Raw genomic sequence first — 16057 nt, 5'->3', positions numbered from 1 at the left:
CGGCGCGTCGCGAGGGCCCCGGAGCCCAGTCCCCGCCTGCCGCGAGGGCCTCCCCGGCCCACCCCGTCACCCCTACGGACAGCCCCCCGGCCCGTACGGTCTGTGACCCGTATCACCGCTCTGCGGGTATCCGCGATTTAGGGACCCACGGCCCACGGGGATAACCTGCGAGACGGACATGCCGCGTCCACGGACTCCGTGCACGCCTCCCTTGTGACAGCGCAGTCACGTTGCCCTTCGCGGCACGCCCACGCAGACAACGAACCGCGATCATCAGAAAAGGGACGGACGCGCGTGGACCTGTTCGAGTACCAGGCGAGGGACCTCTTCGCCAAGCACGGTGTACCGGTGCTGGCCGGTGAAGTCATCGACACGCCTGAGGCGGCGCGCGAGGCCACCGAGCGTCTTGGCGGCAAGTCGGTCGTCAAGGCGCAGGTGAAGGTCGGTGGCCGAGGCAAGGCCGGCGGCGTCAAGCTGGCGGCGAACCCGGACGAGGCCGTCGCCCGCGCGACGGACATCCTCGGGATGGACATCAAGGGCCACACGGTCCACAAGGTGATGATCGCCGAGCTGTCCCCGGAGATCGAGGCGGAGTACTACGTCTCGTACCTCCTCGACCGCACCAACCGCACCTTCCTCGCGATGGCGTCGGTGCAGGGCGGCATGGACATCGAGGAGGTCGCGGAGAAGACCCCCGAGGCCCTCGCGAAGGTCCCGGTCAACGCCGTCGACGGCGTCGACATCGAGAAGGCCCGCGAGATCGTGGCCCTCGCGAAGTTCCCGGCCGACGTGGCCGAGGGCGTCGCCGAGGCCCTGGTCACCCTGTGGAAGACCTTCGTCGCCGAGGACGCGCTCCTCGTCGAGGTCAACCCGCTGGTGAAGACCAAGGACGGCCGCATCCTGGCGCTGGACGGCAAGGTGTCTCTCGACGAGAACGCCGACTTCCGTCAGCCCGAGCACGAGGCCCTCGAGGACAAGGCCGCAGCCAACCCGCTCGAGGCTGCCGCCAAGGCCAAGAACCTCAACTACGTCAAGCTCGAGGGCGAGGTCGGCATCATCGGAAACGGTGCCGGTCTGGTCATGTCGACCCTGGACGTCGTCGCGTACGCCGGTGAGAACCACGGCGGCGTGAAGCCGGCCAACTTCCTCGACATCGGTGGCGGCGCCTCCGCCGAGGTCATGGCGAACGGCCTGGAGATCATCCTGGGCGACCCGGACGTCAAGTCCGTCTTCGTCAACGTCTTCGGTGGCATCACCGCCTGTGACGAGGTCGCCAACGGCATCGTCCAGGCCCTGGAGCTCCTCGCCTCCAAGGGCGAAGAGGTCACCAAGCCGCTGGTCGTGCGCCTCGACGGCAACAACGCGGAGCTGGGTCGCAAGATCCTGTCGGACGCGAACCACCCGCTCGTGCAGCGCGTGGACACCATGGACGGCGCGGCCGACAAGGCCGCCGAGCTCGCGGCTGCGAAGTAAGGGACGAGGTCAGAACACCATGGCTATCTTCCTGACCAAGGACAGCAAGGTCATCGTCCAGGGCATGACCGGTGCCACGGGCATGAAGCACACCAAGCTCATGCTGGGTGACGGCACCAACATCGTCGGTGGCGTGAACCCGCGCAAGGCCGGCACGTCCGTCGACTTCGACGGCACCGAGGTCCCGGTCTTCGGCTCCGTCGCCGAGGCGATGAAGGAGACCGGCGCCGACGTCTCGGTCCTCTTCGTCCCGCCGGCCTTCGCGAAGGCCGCCGTGATCGAGGCGATCGACGCCGAGATCCCGCTGGCCGTCGTCATCACCGAGGGCATCGCGGTCCACGACTCCGCCGCCTTCTGGGCGTACGCGCAGGCCAAGGGCAACAAGACCCGCATCATCGGCCCGAACTGCCCCGGTCTCATCACCCCGGGCCAGTCCAACGCCGGCATCATCCCGGGCGACATCACGAAGCCGGGCCGCATCGGCCTGGTCTCGAAGTCCGGCACGCTGACGTACCAGATGATGTACGAGCTCCGTGACATCGGCTTCACGTCCGCCGTCGGCATCGGTGGCGACCCGGTCATCGGCACCACGCACATCGACGCCCTCGCGGCGTTCGAGGCGGACCCCGACACCGAGCTGATCGTCATGATCGGCGAGATCGGCGGCGACGCCGAGGAGCGTGCGGCCGACTTCATCAAGGCCAACGTCACCAAGCCGGTCGTCGGCTACGTCGCGGGCTTCACCGCGCCCGAGGGCAAGACCATGGGCCACGCCGGCGCCATCGTCTCCGGCTCCTCCGGCACCGCCCAGGCGAAGAAGGAGGCCCTCGAGGCCGCCGGTGTCAAGGTCGGCAAGACGCCGACCGAGACCGCCAAGCTGGCGCGCGCCATCCTCGCCGGCTGAACGGGCTGTGAATCGCACAGCGGCCTGACAGGCGGTACGACGCGTGGGCCCCGCCCCTCCCGGGAGACCGGACGGGGGCGGGGCCCACGCGCGTACGGCCCGCGTGTACGGCCCGCGTGTACGGTGCGGGGGCTAGCCGACCGCCGGGACCAGGCGCTCCGGGCCCGGGTTGGGCTCCGAGCGGAGCTTGTCGCGGAGCTCCAGGTCCTCCGGGCCGAGCTTCTGCGGGCCGCCGCGCACCGGCACCCCGTTGACGGTCTCGCCGGGGGCGTTCACCGGGATGTAGCGGGTCGGCGCGGTCGCCACCGTGAACCCGGTGACCACGATCAGCGCCGCCGTCACCCCGAGCACCGCGCGCGTCCAGGTGCGGGCCCGGTGCTCGCTGCCCGTCCGGACCGCGCGGGCGGCCGGCAGGGTCGCCGCCGGGGCCTCCGCGACCAGGGTGCTCAGCCGGTGGTGCAGGGCCTCCGGCTCGGCGAGCTCGGGGATCCGCTGCCCGAGGACCGTCCGGGCGTGCAGCAGCCGGTTGGCGGCCGCGGGGGTGCTCGCCTCCGTCTCGGCCGCCGTGTCCGGCAGGTCCAGGCCGAGGCCGTCGTAGAGCAGCACCGTCCTGCGGTAGGCCGGCGGCAGTTCGAGGAGCGCGCCGAGCAGCGCCCGCCGGGTCGCCTCGGCCGGAGGCGCGTCGGGGTGCTTGTGGGCGCGGCGCAGCCGGTGCCACGGGGAGAGGGCGTACTCGTACGCCACCGCCCGCACCCAGCCCACCGGATCCGCGTCCACGGCCACCTCGGGCCAGTGCTCCCAGGCGTGGTGGAAGGCCCGCTCGACGGACTCGCGGGACAGCGCCCGGCGCCCGGTGAGCAGATACGTCTGGTGGACGAGGCCCGGCGCGGTGTGGGCGTAGAGCGCGTCGAAGGCCTGCTCGGGGGTGAACGACGGTCCCGCGGGGGACGGCGCCACGGGATCCGGTTCCACAGGGGCCTCCGACGCCACCGGTTTCAGCCGCTCCGGCGGCTTCGGGGGGCCCTTGCGGGCGGGACCGGGAGCGATGCCCGGGGCGGGGGAGGGGGCCCGTGGCGGCTTGGCGGCCCGCTTGGCGGCGGCCCTGGGCCGGACGTCGGCGGAGGCGGAAGCCTGCGGCTGGGCGCGCGGGAGGGGCGGCGGCTGCGCCCGGTCCCGGTCCTGGTCCGGCGCGGGCGGCTGCGAGCGGCGCGACTCCGGGCCGAGCGGCTGCGGGCCGTGCGACGCGGCCCCCTGCGACGCGGCCCCCTGCGACTCCGTCGCCTGCGGCTCCGGGGCCTGCGGCTCGTGGGAGCCGAGAAGCTTCGCGTAGGCCTCGCGCTTGCGGCCCCGTGGCGTCGAGCGGCCGGTCTCCCAGGACCTGACCGTCGCCTTCGTGACGCCCATGGCCTCGGCGACCTGCTCCTCGCTCAGGGCGAGGGCCTCACGCAACCTGCGCCGCTCCTTCGGAGTCGGCAAGGTGCCCGAGGGTGCGGAATCCGCGGTGTTCCGGCTCATCGGCGTCGACCTCCCGCAGAGCTGCTATGGGCGGAAAAGTACATAAACGTATATTGAGCGACACAACGGAGGTTTGCCTGTTACGCGGCGAAAGCGCGTGTCGTTGGCAGCATGACCCCGTGACCCATGTGACCGAACACCCCCTGGTCCGGGGCGGGCGTTCCGCCGCGCTCGCCACCGCCTGCGTCCGGGGCGGGGTCGCCGCCGGACTCGGGCTCGGCGCCCTCGCGGTCCTGGTGATCGCGGCCTGGATCAGCTCCCCGTACCCCGACAGCGGCGCCGTCGGCGCCCTGCGCGTCGCCGCGGGGATCTGGCTGCTCGCGCACGGCGCGGACCTGGTCCGTACGGACACCCTGTCCGGCCTTCCCGCCCCCGTCGGGATCGTGCCGCTGCTCCTCGTCGCCCTGCCGGTCTGGCTCGTCCACCGGGCCGCCCGCGACACCCTCGACCCCGGGGGCGACAGGAGCCGCCCGCGCCCCTCACCGGGCGCCGCCGTCGCCGCCGTGGCCGGGGGATACCTGCTGGTCGCGGCCGCCGTCGTGGTCTACAGCGCGAGCGGCCCGCTCCCGGCGGACCCGGTCACGGTGGGGATCTGGCTGCCCGCGGTCGTCACCGGCGCGGCCGGAGCGGGCGTCTGGACGGCGCTCGGCCGCCCGCTGCCCGGCCGGTGGCAGGCCGCCGTGGCCCTGCGCGCCGCGGGGCTCGGGACCCTGACGCTGCTCGGCGGCGGCGCGGTCGCCGCGGCGGTCTCGCTGGCCTGGCACGCGGGCCGGGCCCAGGCCTCGTTCGAGGGTCTCGGCGGCGAGTGGTCCGGTCGGGTGACGGTCCTGCTCCTCGTGCTGGCGCTGCTGCCGGACATGGCCGTCTGGGGAGCCGCGTACGGTCTCGGGCCCGGCTTCACCCTCGGCACGGGCGCGTTCGCGACCCCGCTGGGGCTCGTCGGCGACCCGACCGTGCCGCGCTTCCCGCTGCTGGCCGCGCTGCCCTCCGAGGGGCGCGGCACCTGGGTCCACTGGGCCGCCGCCGCGGTCCCCCTGACCGCCGCCGTGGTCCAGGGCCTGCGGGTGGGCCGTGCGGCGCGGATCCGGACGGCCCGGGACACCGCCCTGACCGCCCTCGGCGCGGCCTGGGGGTGCGGGGTGGCGGTCGCCGTCCTGGCGGGTGCTGCGGGCGGCCCGCTCGGCACCGGCCGGCTCGCGGCCTTCGGTCCGGTGTGGTGGCAGGCGGGCGCGGCGGCGGTCCTGTGGGGCGCGTGCGTGGCGCTCCCGGTGGCCCTGGGCGTACGGGCCTGGGGCCGCCGGATCCCGCGCTCCGAGCGGCCGCGGCGCGTGGCGCCGTCCACGCCGGGCCCCGTGGCGGCCGCGCTGGCGGCGGCGGCCGGGGCCGTCGGGGCCGTCGGGGCGGCGGTCGGCCTGCCCGGCTCGGCGTCCTCCGGTCCGGCCGCGTCCCCCTCGGCCTCGTCCGGCTCGCCGGGGAGCCGCCCGGAGGGCGCCCCGGCCCCGGTTCCGACGCCGCCGGAGTCCGGCGAGGGCGGCGACCCGGACACCGACGGGGACCCGGACGCGGACGCCGAAGCGGTCGCCGGTCCCGGCACCGGTCGGAGCGCGACGGAACCCGCCCCGGGCACGGAAGAAGGCCGATCACCCGGCAAGAACCGTTCCCTCGGCAAGGACAAAGCCCCCGGTAAGAAAAAAGCCTCCGGCAAGGACAAAGCCTCCGGCGAGGAAAAGGCCCCCGGCAAGGCCAAGGCCACGGGTAAGCCCCTCACCCCCGGCAAGCCCCCCGCCGACTCCCCGCACACCGGACCCGGCGCCGATCCGCTGGCCGACCCCTTCGACGACCCCGGCTACGAGCCGTACGACTACCTCCCGGCGGCCTGGGAGCCCTCCGTGCCGCTTCCGCCCCCGCGCGCCGACTGACGCCGCTTCCGCCCCCGCACGCCGACTGACGCCACCTCCGCCCCCGCACGCCGGCTGACGTCGTCTCCGCACCCTCAGCCCGAACAGACGCCGGGGTGCTACTCCCGCACCCCGAAGCCCGCGCGCAGCGGCTTCGGCAGGAGGTCGTTGCAGGCCAGCTCGCCCGCGTGGGTCAGGGCGTCGTCGCGGCACTCGTAGAAGTCGCGGTAGACGATCTGCAGGGTGAAGCCCACCGCCACGATCATCAGGGCCAGGCTCGCCGCGACGAGACCGCTGATCGCCGCCGTCCGCATCGAGCGGAGCGGCACGATCGCGGCGGACGCGCCCTGGCCGGAGGGCCGGGCCTGCGGCGGAGCCGCCTGCGCGGCCGCGGGCGTGGACGGGGACTGTGACGTCGGCGACACTTCCGCGGCCGCCTTCGGCTTGGCGCGCAGCGCGCTGATCCCCCAGTAGAGGCCGAGGGCGCCGAGCAGCAGCGCCAGCTCCGGGATCTCGAAGATGGCGAAGAAGAAGCCCCACATGCCCGCGAGGATCGCGTACCGCGCGCGTCGCTGCGCGGGGTCCGTCGGGTCCCAGCGGAGCCCCGGGCCGTTCCCGGGACCGCCCTGGCCGGGGCCGCCCTGTCCAGGGCCGCCCTCCGGACCGTCCTGGCCGCCGCCCCGGCGCTCCGGTCCCCGGCCGAAGCCGTCCTGGGACGGGCCTGGCTGGCGCGGGCTCCAGCGGCCGTCGGACGGCCCCGACGCGTCCGGGGTGCCGGACGGGTCGTCGTCCGAGCCCTCCGGCCGCCGCGGCTGCCACGGCTGGTCCGGCCGGCCCTCGGGCGGCGGAGCGAACGGGTTGTTGTCGTCCGTGGACTGGCGTTCCGGCATCTGCTGAACGTCTTCCCTCTGTCGTCTCGACCACGGCCGCACCCGTGGTCTCCGCTGCTGTCTCGTGCTGTCACGTCTGCTGCTCGTCCGCCGGGCCGTCCGCCGTCCGGAACCGGCCCTGCTCCCGGCCCGGTCCGGTGCGTGACCGGCGTAGGCCCCTGACGCTACCGCCCTGCTCCGCCCCCGTCCCGTGGGGGCCGTCCCGGTGTGCCGGTATCGTTGCTGACGGTCGAGCCATTCGTAGGGTTCCCCGTATCGCGGGGCACGATTCGTTCGTACGACCGCACAAACTCCACGGAAAGAGTGACCCCAGTGGCTGCCGCCCGCCTCGTCGTCCTGGTCTCCGGGTCCGGTACCAATCTCCAGGCCCTCCTCGACGGCATCGCCGCCGACCCCGAGGGGTACGGCGCCGAGATCGTCGCCGTCGGCGCCGACCGCGCTTCCATCGCGGGACTGGAGCGCGCCGAGCGGGCCGGACTGCCCACCTTCGTGTGCCGGGTCAAGGACCACGCGACCCGCGAGGAGTGGGACCGCGCGCTGACGGAGGCGACCGCCGCGTACGAGCCGGACCTCGTCGTCTCGGCCGGGTTCATGAAGATCGTCGGCAAGGAGTTCCTCGCCCGCTTCGGCGGCCGGGTCGTCAACACCCACCCGGCGCTCCTCCCCAGTTTTCCCGGTGCCCACGGGGTGCGTGACGCCCTCGCCTACGGCGCGAAGGTCACCGGGTGCACCGTCCACTTCGTCGACGACGGTGTCGACACCGGCCCGATCATCGCCCAGGGCGTGGTCGAGGTGCGGGACGAGGACGATGAAGCCGCTCTGCACGAGCGCATCAAGGAAGTCGAGCGCTCGCTGCTCGTCGACGTCGTGGGGCGTCTCGCCCGGCACGGCTACCGCATTGAGGGACGAAAGGTTCATGTCGGTGAACACGGACACCGTTAAGCCCATCCGCCGCGCGCTGGTCAGCGTCTACGACAAGACGGGGCTCGAGGAGCTGGCCCGCGGTCTGCACGAGGCCGGTGTCGAGCTCGTCTCCACCGGCTCCACCGCCGGGAAGATCGCCGCCGCCGGGGTGCCCGTCACCAAGGTCGAGGAGCTGACCGGTTTCCCCGAGTGCCTCGACGGGCGGGTCAAGACCCTCCACCCGCGCGTGCACGCCGGGATCCTCGCCGACCTGCGCCTGGAGTCGCACCGCGCGCAGCTCGCCGAGCTCGGCGTGGAGCCCTTCGACCTGGTCGTCGTGAACCTCTACCCGTTCAAGGAGACCGTCGCCTCCGGCGCCACTCCCGACGAGTGCGTCGAGCAGATCGACATCGGCGGCCCGTCGATGGTCCGCGCCGCCGCCAAGAACCACCCGTCGGTCGCGATCGTCACCAGCCCCGAGCGGTACGCCGACGTGCTCGCCGCCGTCCAGGCCGGCGGCTTCGACCTGACCGCCCGCAAGCGGCTCGCGGCCGAGGCCTTCCAGCACACCGCCGCGTACGACGTGGCCGTCGCCGCCTGGTTCGCCGACGACTACGCGGCCGCCGACGACTCGGGCTTCCCCGACTTCCTGGGCGCCACGTACGAGCGGAACAACGTCCTGCGCTACGGCGAGAACCCCCACCAGGGCGCCGCGCTGTACGTCGACGGCACGGGCGGCCTCGCCGAGGCCGAGCAGCTGCACGGCAAGGAGATGTCGTACAACAACTACACGGACACCGACGCCGCGCGCCGGGCCGCGTACGACCACACCGAGCCCTGCGTCGCGATCATCAAGCACGCCAACCCGTGCGGCATCGCGATCGGCGCCGACGTCGCCGAGGCCCACCGCAAGGCGCACGCCTGCGACCCGCTGTCCGCGTTCGGCGGCGTCATCGCGGTCAACCGCCCGGTCTCCGTGGCGATGGCCGAGCAGGTCGCGGAGATCTTCACCGAGGTCATCGTCGCCCCCGGCTACGAGGACGGCGCGGTCGAGATCCTCGCGAAGAAGAAGAACATCCGCGTCCTGAGGGCCGAGGGCGCCCCGGCGAACCCGGTCGAGGTCAAGCCCATCGACGGCGGCGCGCTCCTCCAGGTCACGGACCGCCTCCAGGCCGAGGGCGACGACCCGGCGCACTGGACCCTCGCGACCGGCGAGGCGCTCTCCGCCGAGGAGCTCGCCGAGCTCGCCTTCGCCTGGAAGGCCTGCCGCGCGGTGAAGTCCAACGCGATCCTGCTCTCCAAGGACGGCGCCTCGGTCGGCGTCGGCATGGGCCAGGTCAACCGCGTCGACTCCGCGAAGCTCGCGGTCGAGCGGGCCGGCGAGGAGCGGGCGCGCGGCTCGTACGCCGCCTCGGACGCCTTCTTCCCCTTCCCGGACGGCCTGGAGATCCTCACCGCGGCCGGCGTGAAGGCGGTCGTGCAGCCGGGCGGTTCGGTCCGCGACGAGCTGGTCGTCGAGGCCGCGAAGAAGGCGGGCGTGACGATGTACCTCACGGGCACGCGCCACTTCTTCCACTGATCCGCGTCGCCCCCCGACGCACGGGCGGGAGCGGAGCGGTCCCGTCGGCACCCACGCGGTACCGACGCACGCGCCAGGAGCGGGGCGGCCCGCCGGTACCCACGCGATACCGGCGGGCCGCCCCGCCCGCGCGTGGGACCGGTGTGCGCCGACGGCAGCGCGCCCGGCCCGTACGCGGCCGCCCCGCCCGCGCGTGGGACCGGTGTGCGGCCGATCCCCTGATCCCGGGCCGCCCCCGCCCGGCCGTGGGGGCCGGTGAACGGCGGATCCGCCGATCGGGTGGACTCTGGTCTAATGGGTTGCTCTTTTGTCGGCCGCCGGTAGTGGGGGACGTGGTGTTGGACGTACTGAACAGGCCGGCTCCGGAGTCCACCGAGACGGAGCCGTCCGACGGACTCTCCCCGGCCCCGATACGCCCGTACCTGATCCTCGCGGGCGTCCTGTGCGCCCTGTACTTCCTCTACTCCTGGGCCCAGTACGCGCACTTCCGCACGCCCTCCTGGGACCTCGGGATCTTCGGGCAGTCGGTCCGGGCGTACGCCGAGTTCCGGGCCCCCGTCGTCGACATCAAGGGCCCCGGCTTCCCCATACTCGGCGACCACTTCAGCCCCGTCACCGCGCTCCTCGCGCCGCTCTACTGGATCTGGCCCTCGCCGGTCTCGCTGCTCTTCGGGCAGGCCGCGCTCTTCGCCGCCTCCGCCGTCGTCGTCGGCCGCACCGCCCAGCAGATCCTGGGCAGCCGGGCCGCCGGCATCGGACTGACCGTGGCGTACGGGCTGTCCTGGGGGCTCCAGGAGGCCGTCAAGTCCGACTTCCACGAGATCGCCTTCGCCGTCCCGCTGCTCGCCCTGACCTGCCGGGCCCTGCTCCTGGGGCGCTGGACCGCGGCCGCCGCCTGGTCCGCCCCGCTCGTCCTCGTCAAGGAGGACATGGGCCTCACCGTCGCCATGGTCGGCGCGGTCCTCTTCCTGAAGGGGAGCAAGCGGCTCGGCGCGGCGCTCGCCGGCTTCGGCGTCGCCGCCTTCGCGCTGACGGTCCTCGTCCTGATCCCGGCGGCGAGCGCGCTCGGCCAGTACGACTACTGGTCCAAGATCGAGAAGACCGGTGAGGGCGCCGACACCTCCTTCGGGCAGGTCGTCGCCGGCGCCCTCGGCTCCGGCGAGCGGTGGGAGATGGTGTTCTACCTGCTCGCGATCACCGGCTTCCTCGCCCTGCGCTCCCCGCTGGTCCTGCTCGTCCTGCCGACCCTCGGCTGGCGCTTCCTCTCCCAGGACCCGAACCACTGGGGCATGCACTGGCACTACAGCGCGATCCTGATGCCGGTCGTCTTCCTGGCCCTCGTCGACGGCGTCCGCGCGGTCCGCACCTCGCCGCGCGCCTGGCTCGTCTCGTACGGGAAGGTCGTGGTCCCGGTGGCCACGGCGGTCGCGCTCGTCCTCGCGGCGAACCTGCCGCTGCGGGATCTGACCAAGGCGGAGACGTACCGGACGGACAGCCGGACCCGGGAGGCGCGGGCGGCGGTGGACGCGGTGCCCGAGGGGGCGAGCGTCGAGGCGGACGTCTCGCTGCTCGCGCACCTCACGGCGGACCACCGGGTCTACTGGGTGGGCACGTCGAAGGGGGCCACTCCGGACTATCTCGCCTTCGACCTGCGCGGGTGGGGGCAGCAGGTGTCGGACCCGGTGCAGCTGGCTTCGCAACTGCACCCGGAGGCGCGGTACGAGATCACCTACCGCTCGGACGGCTTCGCGGTCCTGAGGCGGGCCTGAAACACGTGTGAGGGGCGGGATCCGGCCGGATCCCGCCCCTCACACGTTCACGCTCAGTACTGCTGCTTGTTCCGGTTGAACCAGGCCGCGGCGTCCGACTTCGCGTAGAAGACGATGATCAGGATGCCGAGGGCGAGGCTGACCAGGGCGAAGACGTTTCCGCCGAGCAGGTTGACCAGGCTGCCGAGGGTGGACAGCGAGCCGTAGACGATCGCCGAGATGCGGATGCCGTTGCCGCCGGTGGCGGACTTGACGGCCATCATGATCGCCCAGACGCCGAAGGCGGCGATGACGATGCCGAAGACCACGAAGACGCCCGTGACCGCGGCGGCGGCACCGTCGGTGTTCTCGAACTCGGAGGAGTTCGAGAGCTGGTCGGCGAACCAGCCGCCGGCGAGGGCCATGACGATGCCGATCAGGATCTGGAGGACGCCGAGGATCCAGAGGATCACGCGCGCGGCCTTCACACCGCCGGGCATCACCATCGCGGCGCCCGGGTAACCGCCGTACGGGGAGACCGGCGGGGCCGCCGGGTAGCCGTAGCCCTGCTGCGGCACGCCCTGCGGGGCCTGCTGCGGGTACCCGTAGCCGGGCTGCTGGCCGGGCTGCTGGCCCTGCCCCTGCTGGCCGTAGGGGTTGTTCGGGTCGCCGAAGCTCATCGCGGGATTCCTCCGTGAATTTCTCTGTGCGGGGACGACGCGGCCCGCGCGGAGGACTTTCACGGCATTTGAGCGGATTTCCCCCCGGCACTTTCCGCGGTACTACGCGGATCATCGTCGTCGCAATGGCGAGTTCTTGTCCAGTCGATAGGTCACGGAGTTGTGCAGATGCAACCTGCCGTTCCGCATCGCGGGCCCTGCGGCGGGAGCGAATTGGAAGAAGGCGGGGGTCATCCGGGAGGATGTCTCCATGAGCGCCCAGATTCTCGATGGCAAGGCCACCGCAGCCGCGATCAAGTCCGATCTGACCGTCCGTGTGGCGGCCCTCAGGGAGAAGGGCGTCACGCCCGGCCTCGGCACGGTCCTGGTCGGCGACGACCCGGCCAGCCAGAAGTACGTCGCAGGAAAGCACCGCGACTGCGCGCAGGTCGGCATCGCCTCCCTCCAGCGCACCCTGCCGGGCACCGCCACCCAGGAGGAGATCGAGGCGGTCGTACGGGAGCTCAACGAGGACCCGGAGTGCACCGGTTACATCGTCCAGCTGCCGCTGCCGAAGGGCATCGACGAGAACCGCATCCTGGAGCTGATGGATCCGGCCAAGGACGCGGACGGTCTGCACCCGACCAACCTCGGCCGGCTCGTCCTCAACGAGCCCGCCCCGCTGCCCTGCACGCCGAACGGCGTCATCACCCTGCTCCGCAGTCACGGCGTGCAGATCGACGGCGCCGAGGTCGTGGTCGTCGGCCGGGGCGTCACCATCGGGCGCCCGATGCCGCTGCTGCTGACCCGCCGCTCCGAGAACGCCACCGTGACCCAGTGCCACACCGGCACCCGGGACCTGGCGGCCCATCTGCGCAACGCCGACATCATCGTCGCGGCCGCCGGCGTGCCGCACCTCGTCCGGCCCGAGGACGTGAAGCCGGGCGCGGCCGTCCTCGACGTCGGCGTCTCGCGCAACGGCGAGGGCAAGATCGTCGGCGACGTCCACCCCGGCGTCGCCGAGGTGGCCGGCTGGATCTCCCCGAACCCCGGCGGTGTGGGCCCGATGACCCGCGCCCAGCTCCTCGTCAACGTCGTCGAGGCCGCCGAGCGCGCGGCCGCGGCGCTCTGACGTGACCCCCGGGACCCCGGACGGGGCGGCGCCCGAAGACGACGGCGCCGCCGCGGAGACCGGGCGCAAGGGCGGCCCCCGGCGCCGGCCGCCCACCGTCACCACCGCCACCGTGCCCCCCGAGGGCGGCGGCCGCGCCGCCCCGCGCGACGCCCCGGCGCCCGCGCGTCAGTGGCCGCTGCTCACCGTCCTCGTGCTCGCCGGGCTCGGTCTGCTCGTGGTGGGCACCGATCCGTTCCCGCAGGCCTTCCGGGTGGGGGCGGTGCTGGTGGGCGCGGCGCTGCTCACGGGTGCGGCGATGCGCCGCGTCCTGCCGTCCGTCGGCATGCTGGCCGTCCGCTCCCGCTTCACGGACGTGATCACGTACGGGGTGATGGGCGGCGTCATCGTGCTGCTGGCGCTCATGGTCCAGCCGCACCCCTGGCTGCGGATCCCGTTCCTGGAGGACGTGCTCCACCTGACGGTGACCTGAGACCGTCCCGCTGACCGTGCTGACGGTGACCTGGACCGTCCCGCGGAGAGGTCTGGCGGTGACCTGAATCTTCCCGTCGATCGGGCTGACGGTGACCTGAATCGTCCGCCGATCCGGCCGGACGCTCCATCGGTGTCTCCGGCGGCGTACTCGGCCCGGATCCGGCCCGACGCCTCCCCGGCCCTCAGGAGCGGCGCCCACCCTCTCCCCCGTGGGAGGGCGGGCGCCGTCCCACGTCAAGGGTCATGGACGCGCCAACCCGGTTCAAGCTCCGTCGGCGCGCTGTGGCACGGAAGTGACCATTCCGCTACGTCGCCCCCGCACACCCCCCGGGGGCTTCCCGGACGGGTGGCAGTGAGCCGGACCACAAGGGGGTGGGGATTGGCGGGGGCCCGGGTCGGATAGCCTGACCGCTGGATATCTCTTCATGTCGAGACACCGATCGATCAAGAGAGCTATCCCGCACCAGGGGCAGGGACCCCCACCGCCAGCTGTCTTACGGAGATCGCCATGACCCGCACTCCCGTGAATGTCACCGTGACCGGCGCGGCCGGCCAGATCGGCTACGCGCTGCTCTTCCGCATCGCCTCCGGCCACCTGCTCGGCGCGGACGTGCCGGTCAAGCTGCGCCTCCTCGAGATCCCCCAGGGCGTGAAGGCCGCCGAGGGCACCGCCATGGAGCTCGACGACTGCGCGTTCCCGCTGCTCAAGGGCATCGACATCTTCGACGACCCGAACAAGGGCTTCGAGGGCGCGAACATCGGCCTGCTCGTCGGCGCCCGTCCGCGCGGCCCGGGCATGGAGCGCGGCGACCTGCTCGCCGCCAACGGCGGCATCTTCAAGCCGCAGGGCGAGGCCATCGCCGCCCACGCCGCGGACGACGTCAAGGTCCTGGTCGTGGGCAACCCGGCCAACACCAACGCCCTGATCGCCCAGTCCGCCGCCAAGGGCGTCCCGGCCGAGCGCTTCACCGCGATGACCCGCCTGGACCACAACCGCGCGCTGACGCAGCTGGCCCAGAAGACCGGCTCCTCGGTCACGGACATCAAGCGCCTCACCATCTGGGGCAACCACTCCGCGACCCAGTACCCGGACATCTTCCACGCGGAGATCGCCGGCAAGAACGCCGCCGAGGTCGTGGGCGACGAGGCGTGGCTGGCCGACACCTTCATCCCGACCGTCGCCAAGCGCGGCGCCGCGATCATCGACGCCCGTGGCGCGTCCTCCGCGGCCTCCGCCGCCAACGCCGCCATCGACCACGTGTACACCTGGGTCAACGGCACCGCCGCGGGCGACTGGACCTCCATGGGTGTCCCGTCCGACGGCTCCTACGGCGTCCCCGAGGGCCTCATCTCGTCCTTCCCGGTCACCTGCAAGGACGGCGCGTACGAGATCGTCCAGGGTCTGGACATCAACGAGTTCTCCCGCGCCCGGATCGACGCGTCGGTCCAGGAGCTCTCCGAGGAGCGCGACGCGGTCCGCGAGCTCGGCCTCATCTGAGCCGATCCCGGCTCCCCACGCCCGGCGCCCCCGGACCGTACGACCGACCGTACGGCCCGGGGGCGCCGTCTTTTCCGGGCACGGGCAGGGGCGGCAGGAGCTCAGAGGGCGGGCACGGCCAGCAGTTCGGCGGCCGTCGCCGCCACCCCGGCCAGCGCCCTCCGCAGGAGCCCGTCGCCGAAGGTGATCCGGGTCGCCCCCAGGCTCCCGAGCTCCGGGAACGAGGGACCGCCCGGCACGGCCAGCGCGTTCAGCGGCAGGTCGCCGAGGGCGGCGCGCAGGGCCGGCAGATCGGCGGGCGGCGCCGCGATGGGATAGACGCAGTCCGCGCCCGCCTCCGCGTAGCGCAGGGACCGGGCGAGCGCTTCCTCCAGCGGTGCGGGCGCCCGGCGCGCGTACACGTCCACGCGTGCGTTCAGGAAGAGGTCGGGCCCGGCCGCGGCCCGCACCTCCGCCAGCCACTCCGCGTGCGCCTCCGGGTCCTTGAGGGTGCCGCCGGGACCGCTGTCCTCCAGGTTGACGCCGACCGCCCCTGACTCCCGGACGCGCTCGACCAGTTCGGCCGCCGCGAGGCCGTACCCGCCCTCCAGGTCCGCCGTGACCGGTACGGAGACGGACCGGACGATCCTCGCCACGGCGGCGAACATCTCCGCCGGCGGCGTCGCCCCGTCCTCGTACCCCAGGGACGCCGCGATCCCGGCGCTCGGCGTGGCGAGCGCCGGATGGCCGGCGGCCTCGAACGCGCGGGCGCTCGCCGCGTCCCACGGGCCGGGCAGCACCAGCGGACCGTCCCCGGGGAGCACCCGGTGGAGGGCCCGCAGGCGCGCGGCGGTCACGCGGGGCGCGGGGTGTAGTGGCCGGGCACCATCCGGGTGGTGACGCCGATCCGGTTCCACGCGTTGATCGTGACGATCGCGGCGATGACCCGGGCGAGCTCGGTCTCGTCGAAGTGCTCGGCGGCCTTCGCGTACACCTCGTCCGGCACGAAGCCGTCGGTGAGGACGGTGACGGCCTCGGTGAGCGCGAACGCGGCGAGCTCCCGCTCGGTGTAGAAGTGCCGGGACTCCTCCCACGCGGACAGCTGCACGATCCGCTCGACGCTCTCGCCCTCCGCCAGGGCGTCCTTGCTGTGCATGTCGACGCAGAACGCGCAGCGGTTGATCTGCGAGGCCCGCAGCTTGATCAGGTGGTACAGGGTCGGGTCGATGTCCTTCGCGGCCGCCGTCTCCAGCCGGATCATGGCCCGGTAGAACTCGGGGAGGCGCTCGGCCAGGGGGAGTCGGGGCGCGTGCTCGTGCGCGTACACGGTCGGCTCGGTCGTTTCCGTCGTCTTCGCTGTCGTCGTCATGCGTCCACCGTACGAAGCGGATGGCACACCGGTATG

At 73.3% G+C, this 16057-nt stretch carries 14 protein-coding genes; 9 read left to right on the top strand and 5 right to left on the bottom strand.

Features of this window, described 5'->3' with window-relative positions:
• Nucleotides 1–294: 294 nt before the first annotated feature.
• Nucleotides 295–1473 carry an ADP-forming succinate--CoA ligase subunit beta gene (gene sucC, locus ACFYXU_RS04060; RefSeq protein ID WP_329854314.1) on the top strand — a complete coding sequence of 393 codons (1179 nt, stop codon included), beginning with the start codon at nucleotides 295–297 and terminating at the stop codon, nucleotides 1471–1473.
• A 19-nt stretch (nucleotides 1474–1492) separates the two neighbouring features.
• The gene (sucD, locus tag ACFYXU_RS04055; RefSeq protein ID WP_329854313.1) at nucleotides 1493–2377 is read left to right on the top strand and encodes a succinate--CoA ligase subunit alpha; all 885 of its coding nucleotides are present in this window, start codon (nucleotides 1493–1495) and stop codon (nucleotides 2375–2377) included.
• Between the two features lie 132 nt (nucleotides 2378–2509).
• Here sucD and ACFYXU_RS04050 read toward each other — a convergent pair whose 3' ends face one another.
• Nucleotides 2510–3892, bottom strand: a complete 1383-nt coding sequence (locus ACFYXU_RS04050) for a sigma factor-like helix-turn-helix DNA-binding protein (protein ID WP_389456431.1) — start codon at nucleotides 3890–3892, stop codon at nucleotides 2510–2512.
• A gap of 119 nt (nucleotides 3893–4011) precedes the next feature.
• On the opposite strand from ACFYXU_RS04050, the gene ACFYXU_RS04045 reads away from it, so the two are divergent.
• Nucleotides 4012–5811 (top strand): DUF6350 family protein, encoded by a 1800-nt coding sequence (locus ACFYXU_RS04045; protein WP_389456429.1) that lies wholly within the window; start codon nucleotides 4012–4014, stop codon nucleotides 5809–5811.
• Between the two features lie 98 nt (nucleotides 5812–5909).
• Here the strand turns inward: ACFYXU_RS04045 and ACFYXU_RS04040 are convergent, their stop codons facing one another.
• On the bottom strand, nucleotides 5910–6680 hold the full coding sequence (locus ACFYXU_RS04040) for a hypothetical protein (RefSeq protein WP_389456427.1): 771 nt from the start codon (nucleotides 6678–6680) through the stop codon (nucleotides 5910–5912).
• A 312-nt stretch (nucleotides 6681–6992) separates the two neighbouring features.
• Between ACFYXU_RS04040 and purN the strand changes: the two genes are divergently transcribed.
• The 3 genes from purN (at nucleotide 6993) to ACFYXU_RS04025 (ending at nucleotide 10931) form a co-directional block, all read left to right on the top strand.
• Complete coding sequence (gene purN / locus ACFYXU_RS04035; protein ID WP_376507718.1) at nucleotides 6993–7622, top strand: phosphoribosylglycinamide formyltransferase; 630 nt, start codon at nucleotides 6993–6995, stop codon at nucleotides 7620–7622.
• Nucleotides 7597–9162 (top strand): bifunctional phosphoribosylaminoimidazolecarboxamide formyltransferase/IMP cyclohydrolase, encoded by a 1566-nt coding sequence (purH, locus tag ACFYXU_RS04030; RefSeq protein WP_389407435.1) that lies wholly within the window; start codon nucleotides 7597–7599, stop codon nucleotides 9160–9162. Before purN ends, purH begins: the two co-directional genes overlap by 26 nt.
• Nucleotides 9163–9497: 335 nt before the next feature.
• Complete coding sequence (locus ACFYXU_RS04025) at nucleotides 9498–10931, top strand: DUF2079 domain-containing protein (RefSeq protein ID WP_376507721.1); 1434 nt, start codon at nucleotides 9498–9500, stop codon at nucleotides 10929–10931.
• Nucleotides 10932–10984: 53 nt separating this feature from the next.
• On the opposite strand, the gene ACFYXU_RS04020 is transcribed toward ACFYXU_RS04025, so the two are convergent.
• The gene (locus ACFYXU_RS04020) at nucleotides 10985–11590 is read right to left on the bottom strand and encodes a hypothetical protein (protein ID WP_376507722.1); all 606 of its coding nucleotides are present in this window, start codon (nucleotides 11588–11590) and stop codon (nucleotides 10985–10987) included.
• A 250-nt stretch (nucleotides 11591–11840) separates the two neighbouring features.
• Between ACFYXU_RS04020 and ACFYXU_RS04015 the strand changes: the two genes are divergently transcribed.
• The 3 genes from ACFYXU_RS04015 (at nucleotide 11841) to ACFYXU_RS04005 (ending at nucleotide 14673) form a co-directional block, all read left to right on the top strand.
• Complete coding sequence (locus tag ACFYXU_RS04015) at nucleotides 11841–12701, top strand: bifunctional methylenetetrahydrofolate dehydrogenase/methenyltetrahydrofolate cyclohydrolase (RefSeq protein ID WP_376507723.1); 861 nt, start codon at nucleotides 11841–11843, stop codon at nucleotides 12699–12701.
• A gap of 1 nt (nucleotide 12702) precedes the next feature.
• A complete protein-coding gene (locus tag ACFYXU_RS04010; RefSeq protein WP_376507724.1) occupies nucleotides 12703–13173 on the top strand; it encodes a DUF3017 domain-containing protein in 471 nt (156 codons plus the stop codon).
• A 510-nt stretch (nucleotides 13174–13683) separates the two neighbouring features.
• Nucleotides 13684–14673 carry a malate dehydrogenase gene (locus tag ACFYXU_RS04005; protein ID WP_329854305.1) on the top strand — a complete coding sequence of 330 codons (990 nt, stop codon included), beginning with the start codon at nucleotides 13684–13686 and terminating at the stop codon, nucleotides 14671–14673.
• 101 nt (nucleotides 14674–14774) lie between these two features.
• On the opposite strand, the gene ACFYXU_RS04000 is transcribed toward ACFYXU_RS04005, so the two are convergent.
• Together ACFYXU_RS04000 and ACFYXU_RS03995 are read right to left on the bottom strand one after the other, a co-directional pair.
• A complete protein-coding gene (locus ACFYXU_RS04000; RefSeq protein ID WP_384566968.1) occupies nucleotides 14775–15509 on the bottom strand; it encodes an isocitrate lyase/phosphoenolpyruvate mutase family protein in 735 nt (244 codons plus the stop codon).
• Nucleotides 15506–16021: a carboxymuconolactone decarboxylase family protein gene (locus ACFYXU_RS03995; protein ID WP_329854302.1), complete on the bottom strand. Its 516-nt coding sequence runs from the start codon at nucleotides 16019–16021 to the stop codon at nucleotides 15506–15508. Before ACFYXU_RS03995 ends, ACFYXU_RS04000 begins: the two co-directional genes overlap by 4 nt.
• Between the last annotated feature and the right edge of the window lie 36 nt (nucleotides 16022–16057).

Origin of the sequence: Streptomyces sp. NPDC002232 (assembly GCF_042890295.1) — a bacterium.
Taxonomy (GTDB): Bacteria; Actinomycetota; Actinomycetes; order Streptomycetales; family Streptomycetaceae; genus Streptomyces.
The sequence above is the reverse complement of the archived record's forward strand: the minus strand, read 5'-3'. Positions and strand labels throughout refer to the sequence as shown.